Source organism: Bartonella sp. MR30HLJHH, assembly GCF_042194195.1.
Lineage (GTDB): Bacteria > Pseudomonadota > Alphaproteobacteria > Rhizobiales > Rhizobiaceae > Bartonella > Bartonella grahamii.
On record NZ_JBHIMO010000003.1, the window covers coordinates 186,981 to 204,415 of the forward strand.

The following is a 17,435-nucleotide window of genomic DNA, read 5'->3' on the forward strand; positions in this document are numbered from 1 at the left end:
TCTAAGGTTGAAAATATGTTTTGTAGAGCTAATTACGTTTAGTGTCTATGCAGGCGTGAAGGGGGGAGGATATGGCTCTACAATATAAATGGAAACAACATTGTTGGATACTCATGTTGGGCAGCTGTTTTGTGCAAGCTGCTGCTGCAAATGAGGGGGCAATACCACTTTTTTGTCAATCTTCAAGTTATGAAAATGGCAAAATATTTCAGGATCAATACAATGAGGATATGAAAACAGGAAGATGCATTCTTGGAGCATCTAATGATGTTATTATAAGGACGCGCAATGAATTAGACTTTTTTAAAAAGCCTAGCGATTTTACTGAGGATAAGGGCGCTAGAGTGTTTGCGAGTCAACAGGAGCTTGACAGCAGTCGTCGTGACAATGTTGGATATAATGTACAAGAACAAAATATTGCGTTTCTTAAAAAACCTGAGCTTATCTTCATTAAAGATGGGGCACTGTTAGAAAATTATGTCCTTGATAATGAAGGTAAAGCATACATTTCAAATGATGGCGAGAGTAATAGCCCAGGGCGATCCATTAATAACACTGTAAGGAATGGTGCAGAGCTTTATGTGTATGCAGGAGGTCTCAGTGAGAATAGTAAAATTGAACATGGTGGAATTGAAAATGTTCAAGCTTTAAAGGGAAAACAAGGTTTTTCGAAAAATGCTGTTGTTAAAGAAGGCGGGCACCAAAATGTTGGAAATGGAGGAAAAGTAGAGGGGACTAAAATTTATGGCGGTGAGCAGCTTATTTTCGGCGAGGGGGATATTGGAGGAGAGATTAAAGGGAGTAGTGCTTCTCATACTGTCATTTATGGTCAAGATGAAACACTAGGCCAACAAAAAGTATATGATGGCGGAAAAGTTTGGAATACGAAAGTTATGCGAGGGGGTGTCCAAGAGGTTGGACAAAAGTCTCAAAGTACAAAAAATGGTGGTTTTGCATTTGACACAGAAGTTTTTGGTGGTGGTAAACAACGTATCTTAAAAGGCGGTCAGGCTATTGGAGTCACTTTAAATGAGAGTGCTATTCAGGAAATATATACTGATGGATCTGTAAAAAATCTAACAATGAATGATCAAACAAAATCATGGGTGCATGCTGGAGCAACATTAGAAGGCAAGACACAGGTAAACCATTCTGGGCAGATCCATCTTTATGCTGGGAATGATCAACAACGCACCACAGTAGAAGATATTATTTTAAATGGAAAAGATACAAAATTGTACTCTATTACTGATGAATTTGATGGAAAAAGTTCTTTGATACAAAAATTAAGTGGTGAAGGGAGTGTTATTTTTTCGTTTACAGGTTCTGATCCATATTATTCTCAGCTTCATGTGAATAATCTTTCAGGAAATTTACATTTCGCGTTCAATACTACGATTGCCCATAACCGTGGTGATTATCTCTTGGTTGAGAAAGGCGCTGGGAAACATACAATAAGCGTTGCTGATTCTGGAGTTGAAATCACGGATCCTTTTTCAAATAAGCGTGATTTAATTATGGATCAAAGCGGTGGAGCGCATTTTACGCTGACAGATCTTAAGGGTGACAAAATTAACGCCATTGATGGTGGAACTTATATGTATGATTTGAAAGAAAGAAAGGATGAAAATGGAAAAGTTTGGTTTTTATCGGCAGACCGCCTCAGTAGACCAGAACCTTCTATGCCAGATCCGACAAATCCTTTTTTTCCTGATGAAACATCAACAACCCCCTCTACAGATGCAGTGTTAACGTTGTCCGTAGTTCCTGGACTTATTTTTAACAATGAGTTGCAAATTATACGGAATGGTAGAAAAATTTGGGACAGAAATAAGAAAGATATCGAACTATGGACTTATGGGATTAAGAGCAGAGAACGTGTTGCGACAGGCCATACACACTTTAAGCTTGGGCAGACAGGTTTAGTCTTTGGTGCTGATCAGTTGAGTGAATTAAGGCATGGAGAGTTGTATGTTGGTGGTTTTGGGAGTTATGATCAAGCACGTGTTTCTCATGCACGAGGTGGTGATAGTGATTTGAGCTCTTATAGCATTGGAACTTACGCAACTTATTTTGATCATCGTGGATGGTATATGGATGGTGTTTTGAAATATAATTATTACCGAGATAATTTAAAAGCCATCTCAACGAATGGTTTAGCTATTCAAAGTCATTACAATCAGTGGGCGATAGGTGGATCATTTGAGATTGGCTGTTATTTTGAACCGGCACAGAATACTTGGATGCAGCCTTATATCAAGCTAACAGGTTTGCAGGTTGAAGGTAAAAAAATAAAACTTTCCAATGGAATGATAGGTGGTCTAAGCCCATTAACCTCATTCCGCAGTGAAGTTGGATTGACTGCAGGACATGAATTTTTTGTGAATTCAGAAACTTCATTAACAGCTTACATTATGGCAGCTTGGTTGCGTGAGAATATAAATAATAACTATACGACAATTAATAACCAGTATAAATTTATTACAGATTTATCAGGCAGTGCGGGTAAATTGGGAATTGGTTTAAACGGTTCGGTCAATGATAAACTAACACTTTATGCGGAAGCACATTATCTAAAAGGACATAAAATTAAAAATGCTCTTCAAGGTATTTTAGGATTACGCTATAGTTTCTAAGTACACCTTTACATGGCTGATTAACTTTACAAATGTCATTATTTTGCAAGCTTAAATAGATAACGCATTGCTATGTCATCTCGAGAGTATAGAAACCTTCTCAAACGGTAAGGATGCTTTTATACTCTCTTTTAAGATAAGGTATTAATTTATAAAGAGTGTCCATTGTTTTGCACGTTGAATGTGAGTTCTGAATATCGTAAGATTCTCTTATTTCAAATCTGCTCCATGTTGAATTAATCAAAGATAAAAATTGTACAAGAAAGAACTAAAAATACCTCTTATAAACTTGCCTCAAGTACCACAGGGTGTCGCGTTGCAACATTTTAGGGCTGGAAAAGTGGTGTGATGGTACTGGTTTGCTTACGCCATGAGCGTAATGATGGTGGCGCTCAATGAATTTACCATTATACTTTCATGGTTGACGTCGGGAAATGGGCTTGGGCGTATTGAGAGATGTTTCTTTAAAACAAACGTGTGAATTAGAAACCCAACGGGGTTTTGTTTTACGTGAAGGGGGGGACTCCATTACAGGGCACAAGCATTTTTTTCATCTATAATTCCAAATATACAAATTATTCCTTGAATTTAAGTAAACATTTTGAATTTTATTCAATTTTTTTGCCTTAAGTTAGAGTTTTTTAGTGGTTTATAGATAAACAACTTAAAGTTGTTTAAATTAAAAAAACACACTAAAAAATTGTACTTAGACATAAATAAAACACATTATGATACAATCTAAAACGAGCTATCTATGTAGTCGCGGGGTATTTTTCTAAATAATTGAGAGTGGAGTGTGGATAATGCGGTATAAATACAAATTAAGTTTTTCAGTATTGATGATCAGTAGTTGTCTTGTGCAATCTGCAAGTGCAGTTGAGAGTAGGAATAGAGTGCTAACAAGAGCAACACATGTGGTAAATAGAGAAGAGGAAGAAAAAAAAATAGCACTGATTTCTAGTTTTTTTCGCAATAATACTATTCTCAAAGATGGTGATGTAGAGCTTGTTGATAATGGAAAGACTTCTGTGGAGTCCACTATTAAAAAAGGAGGGATGCAAATAGTTACACGAGCAGGAATTGCAATGAACGCCAAAATTTTGGGAGGTCAGCAGTTTATTCATGAAGAGCCATATATTGATCTTACAAGCGTGGAGAGAAAAAGTAGTGCATATAATTCCACAGTTACTGGGGATGGTGGAACAGTTGGACAGCAGAATGTGTATGATGGAGCGTGGGGTTGGTATACGAAAGTGGGAGATAACGGAGAACAAAATCTTTATGCAGGACAAAGAAAAGAGGGGGGAAAATCAATGTATGCTGAGGTCTCTGGAAATGGGAGACAGCACGTCTTAGCGTTAGGAGAATCTTATGCTACTAATTTGAAAGATCATGCTATTCAAGTTGTATATCCTGAAGGGTTTGTGGATGGTCTGACTGTTAACAACTTTGCTAAATCGTGGTTCCATGTTGGTGTACAAGAGGTCCTTGGAGAAATAAGGATCAATGATCACGGAGAGCTTTATTTATTCGCTGGTGATAGGACAAATCATACGACTAAGAAAAAAATTCCTATAGAAGAGAGAGTGGATGAAACAATATTTGAGGTTGGTGAACGAAATATAGGAGAAAAACCTCAAATTGAAATTGAAGATTTAGGGGGGCAAGATGGGACTGTTATTTTTACTTCTATACCGTATGATCCACGACATATTTCACTTCATGTTGAGAAACTTTCAGGGAATTTACATTTTCGATTCAATATTAGTGCTACGGGGGATTCGAGTGATTACTTGTCGATTGATGAGGGCGCAGGTAATCACAAAATAAGCGTTGCAGATTCTGGTCGTGAAATTACAGGTCTTCTCTCACAAAGGAATAGTTTGGTTACAGGGATTAATTTAATTACTGATAGAAGCCACAATGGAGGCGCTAATTTTACTCTGGCAGATCTTTCGGGTAAGGACATTACAACTGTCGATGGAGGAGCCTATCAATATCAATTGCTGAAGAGAGATAGATGTGCTGATTCTAGTGGTAGTGCTACAATTTGGTATTTAGGAAGAGCTTCTGAAGGTACGACACGTTCGAATACTGAAGCACAGTGTGTAAACAAGAAAACGAAGGTTCCTCTTGCATTGTCTGATCAAGGCGCTTCTTCTAGAGGAAAAAATAGCGGTTCTCGTAAACCTACTACAAAACAACCAGCTAAACCACGATCTCCACGTCATTTAAGAGGGGCACAGAATGTCTCTAGTGGTTCTGTATCTCCCTCTCAAGAAAATCAGACTCTTGTAGTGTTACCTCCATCAGCTCTTCATTTTTCTGATGAAAAGCAACAGGCTGCTGTTTCAGAATCTTCACAATCTTTAGCCGATCAAATGATTTTGCGTCCAGTTCATAAAGATCATCCTTCTCCACAATTGAGTAAGACGCTTTCAGTTTCTCACTTTTTAACCACCCCCTCTACAGATGCGGTATTGTCTATGTCTGTAGCTCCAGCGATGGTTTTTCACAATGAAATGCAAACCGTGCGTGCGGGAAGAGGAATTCTAGATAAAAGTAAAAAGAATGCAGCTTTATGGACCTATGCGATCAAGTCTAAAGAGAGTATTGCTACAGAGCATATAGATTTTAAGTTGGATCAGACAGGTATTGTTTTAGGGATCAATAGTTTAAGCGAGTGGGAAAATGGAGAATTTTATATAGGTGGTTTTGGCAGTTATGACCGTGCACGCATTGCGCATGCACGGGGTGGTATGAGTGGTATCAATACTTATGGCATTGGCGCTTATGTCACTTATTTGGATCATAGTGGATGGTATTTAGATGGTATTTTAAAATATAATCATTATCAGAATACTCTAAAGGCAGTTTCAACGAATGGTTTAGGGATTGAAGGAAGTTATAGGCAATGGGCGGTGGGCACCTCCTTTGAAGCAGGTTATCGACTTAAGACGTCAAAGAGCAGTTGGTTGCAGCCTTATGGACAATTTACATGGTTGCAAGTTGAGGGTAAAGAAATCAAGTTATCGAATGACATGATAGGTGACATGCGTCCATTCACTTCATTACGCAGTGAGGTTGGCTTAACTTTAGGATATGAATTTGGTTCTCGCGTGGATTCCTCATCACTTGCGTATATTACAGCAGCATGGTTGCGTGAGAATAAAGATGACAACCGTACATTGATTAATCAACGGCATCCATTTACCACTGATTTATCTGGTAATGCAGGTAAGTTAGGAATCGGTTTGAGCAGTTTAGTGAGTGAGAAGTTAAAGTTATATGGTGAGGCATATTATGTTAAAGGACGTAAAACAAAACAGTCCCTTCAGGGTATTTTAGGTGTACGCTATAGTTTCTAATCATATGGTTATTTTTTGATTGATCTCAATGTGTGTAGAAGGATTTTCAAACCTAGATCGAAGTATCTAGGTTCATCCTCTTTAAAGAAGAAGGCTTTCAAAAAGGTATATATTTTGTATGTTAGGCTTTTCTTATGATTCTTTATTGCTTCAATGATAAATTTGATGAGAGGCATTTAAGATTATGTCAGAAGGTTCAATATTTATTGAGAGTCGGTAGCGCATCTTTATGATGGGATGAGAAATTAAAGGTATTTCTATTAAAGTTTTTTTTATAATTCATTCTATATTTTTGAGAATTTGTGTAGATTTTTGCAGAGTTACTTGGCAAAGGGCTTCTTGCTCGCTATAGAAATGGCGAAAGAATGTTATAAATGAAATAAAGGTGGTTAAATGGCTTTAGAGCGTACTTTTTCGATGATTAAACCAGATGCAACCCGTCGTAATTTGACTGGCGCAATTACTAAAATGCTTGAGGATGCGGAGCTACGTGTTATTGCGTCTAAACGTGTCTGGATGAGCAAACGTGAGGCTGAAAATTTTTATGCTGTTCATAAAGAACGCCCTTTTTTTAGTGAATTGGTGGAATTCATGTCTTCTGGTCCAACCGTTGTACAAGTTTTGGAAGGCGAAAATGCAATAGCTAAAAACCGTGAAGTAATGGGGGCTACGAATCCTAGTGATGCAGAAGAAGGGACAATTCGTAAGGTTCATGCTTTATCGATTGGCGAAAATTCTGTCCATGGATCCGATAGCGCTGAAACGGCAAAAACAGAAATCGCCTTTTGGTTTTCTGAGGTAGAAATTGTTGGTTAATAAAGCGTTTATAATAATAAAGCGTATATAAGAAGCAAAAATCCGAAACACTATATTTCGGTTTTTTGCTTATAAGAGTATAGACTTTTTTAAAAGCATAGGGAGCATTCATCGTTTTTTTAGCTTTTTACTATTTTTTTGAAGAGCTTTTATCTACATGCCACCCTTACTTGTAATGTGCAAAAAAGTGGTTTATTGATTTATCATTAATAGATTTAAAATAAATTAGTCTTATGCTATCCTCATCTCTTATTTAAGTACAAAAAGATAAATTATCATTATAAATCTCCATACTCTTCACGGGATAACGTGTTTTAAACCTGCACGAAAATAGTCCCATCCTGTCCACAATGTAAGGAGGGCAGCAATCCACAGCATAGTAATGCCAAACTCTACTGTGTAAGGAAAAATTTTATTACCGGCTGGTCCAGCTAAAAGAAATACAATAGCGATCATCTGTACAAAAGTTTTCCATTTTGCAAGACGAGAGACAGGAACACTAACTTTTAACTCAGCCAAATATTCACGTAATCCTGATACAAGAATTTCTCTGCAAAGAATGATAATAGCTGCCCATAGTGTCCACCCAGCGATGGTACTGTCTGCGGCAAGCAAGAGCAAACAGGCAGAGACGAGAAGTTTATCAGCAATTGGATCTAACATGCGACCAATATTGGATGTTTGTTCCCAAATACGAGCAAGGTAACCGTCAAGAAAGTCAGTAATGGATGCAATGATAAAAATGGAAACAGCAATCCAGCGAGTGATATCACTTGATTGTAGTCGCCCTTCTAAAAAAAAGCATGCAACAACCATTGGGACTGCAACAATTCGTGCATAAGTTAAAATATTTGGAAAAGAAAAAGTATGATTTTTCATGGAGCCATTTTTAATTCTTGTGAAAGAGAATATATTTCCTAAACGTAACAAGGCGAAGGTTATGAAACAAGCCTATTTTTCATGAAAATGATTATGAATTTTTTGTGCAATTGTCATAGAGATTCCCGTAACTTTTTTTAAATCTTCAAGTGAGGCACTAGCAACAGCCTTGGCACTTCCAAAATGATGAAGCAACGCACGCTTTCTTGTCTGACCGATATTTTCGATTTCATCAAGTGGGTTTTTGAATGTTGCTTTTTTTCGTTTTATCCTATGAGCTCCAATCGCAAAACGGTGTGCTTCATCACGCAGACGTTGCAAAAAATAGAGGATAGGATCACGTGGAGGAAGTGTAAAGGGGGGGGTACCTTTTATAAAAAATCGTTCACGTCCCGCATGACGGTCGACACCTTTGGCGATTCCAACAACTGTGAAGAGGTCATTTAATCGTAATTCAGCAAGTATTGCATGTACACTGTTGATTTGTCCTTCACCACCATCGATTAAGATAAGATCAGGCCAAATGGGAAAAAGATCATCATCTTTTATGTCATGACTTCTATTTGGCTGATCATGCTCTTTTATAAGGCGTGAAAATCTTCGTTTAATCACTTCTTTCATCATGCCAAAATCATCGCCAGGCGTGATATCTATTGAGCGAATGTTGAATTTGCGATATTGATTTTTAACAAAGCCCATTTGACCAGCAACAATCATAGCCCCTACAGCATTTGTTCCCATGATATGAGAATTGTCATAGACTTCTATCCGGCGTGGAGGAAAAGGTAGTTGGAATATTTTAGCAAGACTTTGAAGCAATTTTGTATGGGTGGCTGTTTCAGAAAGCTTATGTTCAAGTGCTTCATGAGCATTGAGATAGGCATGATTAACAAGAGTTTTCCGTTCACCTTGTTTGGGTAAAGAGAGAGACACTTTGTGATTTGCTTTGAGACTGAATGCTTCTGTAAGAAGTGTCTTTTCTTCAATTTCTTCAGATAAAAGGATGCTTTTGGGAAGTGGTTTATCATCGTAAAATTGAGCAAGAAAACTCGCTAAAATTTCAGTACGGGAAAAAGAGAGGTCTGCCTTAGGAAAATAGGCACGGTTTCCCCAATTTTGCCCCATGCGAAAAAAGAACACTTGAATACAGGTCATTCCTTCTTTTTGCGCAATTGCAAATACATCCGCTTCTTTTATCGTTTGAGGATTAATACCCTGATGGCTTTGTATATGAGAAAGGGCTGATAAGCGGTCACGATAGGAAGCGGCTTGTTCAAAATCAAGATTTTCTGCGGCTTTATGCATAGCTTGAACCATATTGTTTTTAACAGATTGATCTTTTCCCGAAAGGAACGCTTTTGCTCCTCTCACCAGTTCTTTATAATTACTGTCACTAATTTCATGGGTACAAGGTGCAGAACATCGCTTAATTTGATAAAGCAAACAGGGGCGTGTACGGTTTTCAAAAACTGAATCAGTACAGGTTCGTAATAAAAAGGCGCGTTGTAAAACATGAACTGTTTGTGTCACTGCACCAGCAGAAGCAAAAGGACCAAAATAGTGAGCTTTTCGTGTTCGGGCACCACGATGTTTGTAAAGTGCAGGCACTCGATGATCATCTGTAATCATAATATAAGGGAAGCTTTTATCATCACGTAGTAATACATTAAAATGTGGACGCAATCTTTTGATGAGATTGGCTTCTAAAAGGAGTGCTTCCGTTTCTGTATGGGTGACGATAAATTCCATATGATATGTGGCACGAATCATGCGGGTAATACGATTATTGTGTCCTTGTTCACGTGTATAGTTTGAAACACGTTTTTTGAGATTACGAGCTTTGCCAATATAGAGAATATCACCATTTTCACCAATCATTCGGTAAACGCCTGGCTTATGCGGAAGGTGTCTAACAAACTCTTGTATGACTTTGATACCTTGGAATTGATTTTTCTCATTGCTTTGATTGGCATTATTCCATGCAACGTTAGAGAGAAAAGAAAGCTTTTCCCGTTCATTTTGCGGACAATGTGTATTATTTTTCAGGACCATTCCGTTTATTAAGAATATGTTTTTCGTTTAATATATGAAATATTCTTTTTATTAAATAATGATTATTTATGCCGTTATTAATTTTTTTCTATAAATATAGCTTATAGCATAAGAGTATGATTTTAGAGAGCCGATCTTTCATAAAAAATATAAGAGTTGTTATTTAAGACAGCTTTATGAATTTGCCCAATTTATTCATTAAAATGATTGGAAAAGGAAATCCATGATGATTAAGAAGATAGACTTTCTAAAAGGGAAAAAATTAATTCACGCTGATCATCATTACCGTATCATTATAATATGTTGATATTATCCAAAAAATCAAAGAACTTTATCATTTAACACCTTTGTATCTTACAACATGATATTTGATTTAGGAAAAATATAGAGAAAGACCTAACATAATAGATGTTCTTTTTGAAGCCACTTATGCGTTATTTGGGCATTTTCATCTTGTCCCAGGCGATTGATAAGAAAGGGGCTGAGTTTTTTCATTTCTTCTTCCAAAAGGTAGGGAGGGTTAATAATAATCATACCACTTCCATTCATTGTCGGTGGACTTGAATTTTTTCGGATACGCATTTCAAGCTGTAGAATCTTAGGAATTCCTGTTTGATAAAGCGCGTGAAGAAAACTTTCAATTTCTTTGTCATATTTAACAGGATACCATAAAGCGTAGATCCCTCCAGAAAAGCGACGATAGGCGTTCATTAATCCCTCAATAAGGCGGGAAAATTCTCCAGTTTTTTCAAAGGGAGGATCAACAAGGATAAACCCACGTTTTTCTTTTGGTGGTACATGAGCATTTAAGGAAAGCCAACCATCTAAATGCAGAACTTTTGTCTGATAATCTCCGGCAAAGTTTTTTGCTAAAATATGATAATCTTCATTGTGCAATTCTATTGCGGTGAGGCGATCTTGTTTCCGTAATAATTGACGAATAAGAACAGGAGATCCAGGATAAAATACAATTTCTTTTTCCCCTTTATTGAGGGCATCAATGATATCACACCATGGACAAAGGAGTGCTCTTAAATCTTCTGGGATAGAAGTTGAAAAAAGTCGTTGGACACCTTCGCGATACTCTCCTGTTTTATGTGCTTCTAAAGAAGAAAGGTCATAAATACCGATTCCAGCATGCGTATCTATAACGCGAAAAGCTTTTTCTTTGCGTTTGAGATATTCTACAATGCGAGTGACAATAATGTGTTTAAAAACATCAGCAAAATTGCCAGCATGATAAATATGCCGATAATTCATGGAATAAACTCCATCATATGTATGACTGTACCGGATTATTAGCATAGAATATTAGTGAAGTTTGTTAAAAAATTTAAGGTTATCTTTCAAATTCATTCATAAATTTACTTGTTTAAAGATTAAAGAATTTAAAATGCTTGATAAAAACATTGTTACATTTATCAGTTTTTTTAGCGAGCGTAAAATTATAGATAGAGCAATAAAGTCCTGATATTATAGTGATAAATTTTTGTAAAAGTGTGGATGGGTCTCATTGGTTTAAACGGAGCCCAAGCTTTACATTATACACGCTAAATGGCTAGGTTATTGTGTATAATGCTAAAATAAAACTTTTGAAAAGTGATATGTCCTCTGCAAGCGATCTCAATAAAATGAGGTTTTTTTAACTAAAGTAAATAGGTTTATCTATCTCTAACACTGTATTATCTAGCGGCTTTATGAGATAATCTTATAAAAAGACTAGGATAAGAAATTCTTTTACATGAATTATGTTTCGATTCCATGTTTTTGATTGAATGTAATTTTCTATTAATGCCCATTCTGTTTTCAATACTGAGATAGGTTAAGCACATGATATTATGAGAACGCATGCCCAGAATCCGGAGACTTGTAATAGTTAGGGCATGCAGCGGTTCAGAGAGCTGGTTATATGGAGGTATTTTACTGAATAAAGGCGTAAGCTGGTACCATTTTTATTTTTTAGTATTGCCATACCTCTTGGCCACTTGACCTGATTCATAAAGTGCATTTTTACTCTTTCCGCTAATAGTTTTTATCCACACGTCAGATATTTAATTGAATGCGATGATGGCTTATATTTCGTATTGTATATGGAATCATGAATGATAAAATTCCCACCAACGCAAAGAATAAATATTATGCGTAAGATGATAGTTTTTTAAGAGACTGATGATGTGTCAAAAAAGTTTTTTAGAGATTTTTCTTTCTGAATTTTTTAATTGAATACGTAAAATTTTTTACAGCATGGTATGATCTTTATCAGTACCGGATAATTTGGAGAAAATGTTTGTAATGATATGTACAACATTGTTTAAAAGGAAAGACATGAGCTATAGTATTTACAGGAAGATAAGTAACTAAGAGATCAGATGAAGTTATTTTAGAAAAGTTTTTAAGCCTTTTGAATTTTGTATGAAGCGGTTTATCATTTTTGAATGGTCTGTGTTATAATACGCTAAAAAGGGATGAGAAGATAAAAAGTTTTTTTGCAATAAAAGCGTGTGATTGTTTTCAAATTAAGAAGAAAATATATAAGTAAGATATTATATTTGATACATTCTTCAGAGGAAGCATGAATAAATGAAATCGAATTTACAAGCATAAAGTTAGAGAGAGTAATGGGTAATATTTTTTCACCAACGCATTTAATTATAATTTTACTGATTATCTTTGTGCTTTTCGGTCGCGGTAAGATTTCTGAATTAATGGGCGATGTTGCTAAGGGAATTAAAGCCTTCAAAAAAAATATGAAGGAAGAAGATGACGGCATTGAGGATAAAGTTGAAATGGCTACTACTTCCCAAATAATTGATGTAGAATCTCAACAATCTCAGCCGTTATCGGTAAAACATGTAACAGCGCGCAGAAAGGCTTCTTCTGCTTCTAAAAGAAGCAAAACATCTGTTGCTAAAAAACAGCGTGTCAAATAACAAAAACGTAATCATCATTGTGCGTTATTTTTTGATGAGGAAGTCGAATTAAGAGATGTTTGGGATTGATGGACCAGAGTTTGTCGTAATCTTACTTGTTCTCATCATTGTTGTTGGACCGAAAGATTTACCTAAAATATTAAAGACAATCGCAAAGGTAAGAGCGTATGTGTATTCAACAGCAAATGAACTTCGTCACCAGTTTGATGATGTAATAAAACAAATCGAGCTCGACGATTTGCAAAAAACATATTCGGATATTAGCAATTCAAGCAAGAAGTTGACAGAGACTTTTGATCCCATTCAAAATACATTAGAAGATATCCACGATAATTTGGATGTTAAGGCAACACACCATAAATCAGAAAAAGGTAAAGAAATTTTGGAATGCGATCACAACGTAACCAATAAAGATATGACAGGATCTATAGCTTCTAAAGATAAAGAAGATGTGTCATGAATGTTAACAAAGATGAAGTTGATGCCCATATGGCACCACTTTTGGAACATTTAATTGAACTTCGTCAGCGAATTATTGCTGCCTTGGTTGCATTTATGATCGCTTTTATGATGTGTTTTCTTGTTAAAGATTATATCTTAAATTTTTTACTATGGCCATATCAGTGGGCAATGAAAATAGCAGGGGGTAATCCTGAGGGTATTCGTTTGCAATCAACGCAAGTATGGGAAACTTTTTTAACGAAGATGAAGCTTTCTGCTTTTGGGGGAATTATTTTATCTTTTCCCTATACGGCTTTTCAGTTTTATAGTTTTATTGCACCAGGGCTTTATAAAAATGAACGTATGGCTTTTTTACCATTTCTCATTGGGGGACCTATTTTATTTTGTATTGGGGGAGCGTTTGTTTATGGTCTATTAGCGCCAATAATACTATGGTTTAGCCTTTCTCAACAATTTCTTCCAGATGTTCATTTAAAAATAGAGTTTATAGTGCGTATTTCTGATTATTTGGGCTTTATGACATCATTTATCCTAATTTTTGGTTTGATTTTCCAATTACCTCTTGTCATCAGTCTTTTAACAAAAGTTGGATTTTTAACGTCTCATGATTTGGTGTCTAAACGAAAATGGGCTATTTTACTCTCTTTTATCATTGCGGCAATCATAACGCCGTCGGATTTTTTTACGATGTTTGCAGTGGCTTTACCAACGATAGCACTTTACGAGATTTCAATTTTAATTGCTTACAGTATAGAAAAGAGAAGAAAATCCGCTTAAGAAAAGTGTATAATCTTATGCGACAAGAAATGAATAAAAACAATATAAATGAGGAATTTTTATGCTTGATATTAAGTGGATTCGTGACAATCCTGAGAAATTAGATAAAGCACTCGTAAGTAGAGGTCTTGAGCCACAAGCTGAAAGGTTAATACAACTTGATCTTGCACGTCGGTCGCATATTGCTAAGGTGCAATTGGCGCAGGAACGTCGCAATACGGTTTCAAAGGAAATAGGACAGGCTTTAGCGGTATCTGATCAGCAAATGGCTGAAAGCTTTAGAGCTGAAGGTGAAGAGATTAAAGTCTTTCTTTCCTCTGCAACAGCGGAAGAAAAACAGCTGACGGAGAGTCTTGAGAAAATTCTTTCAGCACTTCCAAATATTCCATTAGATGATGTTCCAGAAGGTAAAGATGAAAGTGATAATGTCGTCATTCGACATTTTGGTACACCTCCAACATTTAATTTTACACCAAAAGAACATTTTGATCTTGGTCAAAATCTCAAGCAGATGAATTTTGAACGAGCTAGTCGTTTGTCTGGAACACGTTTTACAGTACTTTCAGGGGCGTTAGCACGGCTAGAACGAGCATTAGGCCAATTTATGCTTGATGTGCATGTCAATGAGCATGGTTATACAGAAGTCTCAATACCTTTTCTTGTTCGTGATGAGATTGTTTACGGAGCAGCACAATTGCCGAAATTTGCTGAAGACCTTTTTCGTACAACAGATGGTCGATGGCTTATTTCTACAGCAGAAGTGCCATTAACCAATTTGGTCAACGATGAAATTCTTGAAATATCAGATTTACCACTGCGATTTTCTTCTTTATCTCCCTGTTTTCGTTCAGAAGCGGGAGCAGCCGGTCGTGATACGCGTGGTATGTTGCGTCAGCATCAATTTTGGAAAGTTGAAATGGTCTCAATTACCAGTGAAGAACAGTCTTTAATTGAATTAGAACGTATGACGGAATGTGCAGAAGATATATTAAAACGACTTGGTTTGCCTTTTCGCACAGTGGTTCTTTCTACGGGTGATATGGGGTTTGCAGCACGTAAAACCTATGACATCGAGGTTTGGCTTCCTGGTCAAGAATGTTATCGTGAAATTTCTAGCTGTTCAGTTTGTGGAGATTTTCAAGGTCGTCGTATGAATGCGCGTTATCGTAAAGAAGGTGATAAAAAATTGCATTTTGTTCATAGCCTTAATGGTTCTGGTACAGCTGTTGGACGTTGTCTTATTGCCGTGCTTGAAAATTATCAACAGGCTGATGGATCAATTATTGTTCCAGATGTTTTACAACCTTATATGGGAGGCATGCGTTGTATTACTGCTTAATTTTACGAAAGGAGAGACAATATGCGTTTATTGCCAAGAGGTGATGATATGCAAACGCAAGTTTTTGCCATTTTAAAAGAAGCAGTTTGTCAGTATGATAAAAGTGCACCTTCATTGGAGATTGAATGATACTATGGTGCAAAAGGGTATTTTACAATTTCGTGAGGAGTTAGCCGCTCTTGTACTAAAAATGCGTAGTAAAGGCATTGATGACGTGCGATTTTTTTCAGCATTAGAGAAAATTCCGCGTCAACAGTTTGTTTCTGCTCCTTGGTTTAATAGTGCTTATGATAATAAAGTTATTCCCCTTGAGTGTGGTGAATATATGGAACGTTTGGAAGAACAACTCTTAATTCTTTCGGCATTATCGTTGAAAAAAAGGCATCGCGTTTTAGAAATCGGTACAGGATCTGGTTTTTGTACTGCGCTTATGGCATGTCTGAGTGACCGTGTGACAACGATTGATCGTTATAAAACGCTTGTTGATTTGGCACGCCAAAAATTCCAAACTTTAGGAATTGAAAATATTATTATACGGCAGATTGATGGAAGTCATAGTGTGACAGGTTTGGGATCATTTGATCGCATTCTTATTTGGCCATCACGTTTTGATGAACCCGAGGAATTTTTAGAACTTTTAGCTGAAAACGGAATTCTCATTCAGGCGATAGGACCTGACGAAGGGGTACAAACGGTGACGCGCTATACAAAAATTGGTAGTCGATTTGAGTGTTTAGAACTGTTTCAAGTGCGTTACCAGCCTTTTATTAAAGGCATTGCGGAGATACTTTAATTTTTAAAAGTTAAGAAATTGCCACAAATAGCCTACGTTAAATTCATTTTGATCTTATATAAAGATATTTATGCATAAAACATCTCATTTTAACTCTTCGGTAATTTAAAAAAGCTTTAATGGAGTGAGTTGATTATTGATGAGTGAGCAAAACGATGCGTTTAAAAGCTTTGGATAATATTTTCCAGCATAATTTTCAGAGAATAACTTTTTTAGCGGTGGTAACTATTGTTGCTGGTTGTAGTTCTGGTACACAGCGTTTTTCCAATATTGTCTCTCATCGTACGGTATCATCTCAATCAAATATGTCGAGTACTATATCTACAGATCCGCGAATGCTATCGTACGGTAGCGGTATGATACAAAGCACTGAATTGCCACCTGTGGAATCAAGCGATGATTCGTGGGGAGATGACAATTCTCCCTATAATTTTCCACATCAAGGTAGGATAACTTCTTCTGATGGTCGCGTTATGGGAGTCCCTCCACGTAATCTTGGAACACTTTCCCGTTCACAAATGGATAAATCTCCTATTTTTCGCCGGAACTCTTATATTGTCCAGAGTGGAGATACACTGCTCAGTATTGCACGACAAATAGGGGTTAGTGTTGAGGCATTAAAATTAGCAAATGGTATAAACAGCAATTCCATTTATATCGGTCAGGTACTTGTTGTTCCAAGCAGGCGTACATTAGCAGCTTCAAATGCACACACTAATAACGATTGGGCAGTGTCAAAAACAGAATCTGCATTCCAATCTCAAGTGATGTCCTCTATAAAAAACAAGAAATCCTCTCCTATATATAAAGCGCCTGTAACAACGCCCCCTTCTGCAAAGATGAACAAATCAAGTTCTGAGAAAAGTTTTTCTAAACAGATGACGCAATTGAATCATGAGACTGGTTTATCAAGTACTGTTACGAATACCGATAATATGACGACTCCGCAAGCCACAGGAATTTCTAAGATGCGTTGGCCAGTACGAGGGCGTTTATTAAGTCAGTTCGGTCAAAAAAAGGGAACAGTAATGAATCGAGGAATAGATATTGCAGTGCCAGAAGGGTCTTCGGTAAAGGCGGCAGAAAATGGTGTTGTTATTTACGCGGGAGATGGATTAAAAGAGCTTGGTAATGTTGTAATGATTCGACATGAAAATAATATTATCACTATTTATGGATGTAACAGTAAGCTTGTTGTTAACAAAGGACAAAGGATAAGACGTGGTGATGAGATTGCTAAATCTGGTGTTTCAGGAAATGTTAAAACGCCACGTGTCTATTTTGAGATGCGTAAGAATTCATTACCTGTTGATCCCCTTAAATATTTAGAAAACTAATTTATTGATGATTTTTAAATTTAAATAGTCTTATAGTTTATAGAAA

At 36.6% G+C, this 17,435-nt stretch carries 12 protein-coding genes; 9 read left to right on the plus strand and 3 right to left on the minus strand.

Going from position 1 to position 17,435, the window contains the following annotated elements; translation table 11 throughout:
* Positions 1-71: 71 nt before the first annotated feature.
* From bafA (ACFIKR_RS03395) to ndk, 3 genes are all read left to right on the plus strand, one after another.
* Positions 72-2,636: a BafA family autotransporter gene (gene bafA / locus ACFIKR_RS03395; protein WP_375658836.1), complete on the plus strand. Its 2,565-nt coding sequence runs from the start codon at positions 72-74 to the stop codon at positions 2,634-2,636.
* Between the two features lie 803 nt (positions 2,637-3,439).
* Positions 3,440-6,004, plus strand: coding sequence for a BafA family autotransporter (gene bafA / locus ACFIKR_RS03400; protein WP_375658837.1), 2,565 nt, complete (start codon positions 3,440-3,442; stop codon positions 6,002-6,004).
* A gap of 393 nt (positions 6,005-6,397) precedes the next feature.
* Complete coding sequence (gene ndk, locus ACFIKR_RS03405; RefSeq protein WP_375628682.1) at positions 6,398-6,820, plus strand: nucleoside-diphosphate kinase; 423 nt, start codon at positions 6,398-6,400, stop codon at positions 6,818-6,820.
* 297 nt (positions 6,821-7,117) lie between these two features.
* Here the strand turns inward: ndk and pgsA are convergent, their stop codons facing one another.
* The 3 genes from pgsA to ACFIKR_RS03420 all read right to left on the minus strand — a co-directional run bounded on the left by pgsA (position 7,118) and on the right by ACFIKR_RS03420 (position 11,011).
* The gene (gene pgsA / locus ACFIKR_RS03410; protein WP_375647554.1) at positions 7,118-7,699 is read right to left on the minus strand and encodes a CDP-diacylglycerol--glycerol-3-phosphate 3-phosphatidyltransferase; all 582 of its coding nucleotides are present in this window, start codon (positions 7,697-7,699) and stop codon (positions 7,118-7,120) included.
* 72 nt (positions 7,700-7,771) lie between these two features.
* Entirely contained in the window at positions 7,772-9,751 is a 1,980-nt protein-coding gene (gene uvrC, locus ACFIKR_RS03415) for an excinuclease ABC subunit UvrC (RefSeq protein WP_375658838.1), read from the minus strand.
* Positions 9,752-10,147: 396 nt separating this feature from the next.
* The gene (locus ACFIKR_RS03420) at positions 10,148-11,011 is read right to left on the minus strand and encodes a 23S rRNA (adenine(2030)-N(6))-methyltransferase RlmJ (RefSeq protein ID WP_375658839.1); all 864 of its coding nucleotides are present in this window, start codon (positions 11,009-11,011) and stop codon (positions 10,148-10,150) included.
* 1,358 nt (positions 11,012-12,369) lie between these two features.
* Here ACFIKR_RS03420 and tatA point away from each other — a divergent pair.
* From tatA to ACFIKR_RS03450, 6 genes are all read left to right on the plus strand, one after another.
* Entirely contained in the window at positions 12,370-12,681 is a 312-nt protein-coding gene (tatA, locus tag ACFIKR_RS03425) for a twin-arginine translocase TatA/TatE family subunit (RefSeq protein WP_273788360.1), read from the plus strand.
* Positions 12,682-12,736: 55 nt separating this feature from the next.
* Positions 12,737-13,141 carry a twin-arginine translocase subunit TatB gene (locus ACFIKR_RS03430; protein ID WP_375658840.1) on the plus strand — a complete coding sequence of 135 codons (405 nt, stop codon included), beginning with the start codon at positions 12,737-12,739 and terminating at the stop codon, positions 13,139-13,141.
* Entirely contained in the window at positions 13,138-13,920 is a 783-nt protein-coding gene (gene tatC, locus ACFIKR_RS03435) for a twin-arginine translocase subunit TatC (RefSeq protein WP_375636512.1), read from the plus strand. Before ACFIKR_RS03430 ends, tatC begins: the two co-directional genes overlap by 4 nt.
* Positions 13,921-13,981: 61 nt before the next feature.
* On the plus strand, positions 13,982-15,259 hold the full coding sequence (gene serS, locus ACFIKR_RS03440) for a serine--tRNA ligase (RefSeq protein WP_375658841.1): 1,278 nt from the start codon (positions 13,982-13,984) through the stop codon (positions 15,257-15,259).
* 133 nt (positions 15,260-15,392) lie between these two features.
* Positions 15,393-16,052 (plus strand): protein-L-isoaspartate(D-aspartate) O-methyltransferase, encoded by a 660-nt coding sequence (locus ACFIKR_RS03445; RefSeq protein WP_375658872.1) that lies wholly within the window; start codon positions 15,393-15,395, stop codon positions 16,050-16,052.
* A 155-nt stretch (positions 16,053-16,207) separates the two neighbouring features.
* On the plus strand, positions 16,208-17,389 hold the full coding sequence (locus ACFIKR_RS03450; protein WP_375658842.1) for a peptidoglycan DD-metalloendopeptidase family protein: 1,182 nt from the start codon (positions 16,208-16,210) through the stop codon (positions 17,387-17,389).
* Positions 17,390-17,435 lie beyond the last annotated feature (46 nt).

Coding starts and splice junctions, on each gene's coding strand:
- bafA (WP_375658837.1), top strand. CDS start 3,440: ATGCGGTATAAATACAAATTAAGTTTTTCAGTATTGATGATCAGTAGT.
- ACFIKR_RS03445 (WP_375658872.1), top strand. CDS start 15,393: ATGGTGCAAAAGGGTATTTTACAATTTCGTGAGGAGTTAGCCGCTCTT.
- ACFIKR_RS03430 (WP_375658840.1), top strand. CDS start 12,737: ATGTTTGGGATTGATGGACCAGAGTTTGTCGTAATCTTACTTGTTCTC.
- ACFIKR_RS03450 (WP_375658842.1), top strand. CDS start 16,208: ATGCGTTTAAAAGCTTTGGATAATATTTTCCAGCATAATTTTCAGAGA.
- tatA (WP_273788360.1), top strand. CDS start 12,370: ATGGGTAATATTTTTTCACCAACGCATTTAATTATAATTTTACTGATT.
- ndk (WP_375628682.1), top strand. CDS start 6,398: ATGGCTTTAGAGCGTACTTTTTCGATGATTAAACCAGATGCAACCCGT.
- bafA (WP_375658836.1), top strand. CDS start 72: ATGGCTCTACAATATAAATGGAAACAACATTGTTGGATACTCATGTTG.
- ACFIKR_RS03420 (WP_375658839.1), bottom strand. CDS start 11,011: ATGAATTATCGGCATATTTATCATGCTGGCAATTTTGCTGATGTTTTT.
- uvrC (WP_375658838.1), bottom strand. CDS start 9,751: ATGGTCCTGAAAAATAATACACATTGTCCGCAAAATGAACGGGAAAAG.
- tatC (WP_375636512.1), top strand. CDS start 13,138: ATGAATGTTAACAAAGATGAAGTTGATGCCCATATGGCACCACTTTTG.
- pgsA (WP_375647554.1), bottom strand. CDS start 7,699: ATGAAAAATCATACTTTTTCTTTTCCAAATATTTTAACTTATGCACGA.
- serS (WP_375658841.1), top strand. CDS start 13,982: ATGCTTGATATTAAGTGGATTCGTGACAATCCTGAGAAATTAGATAAA.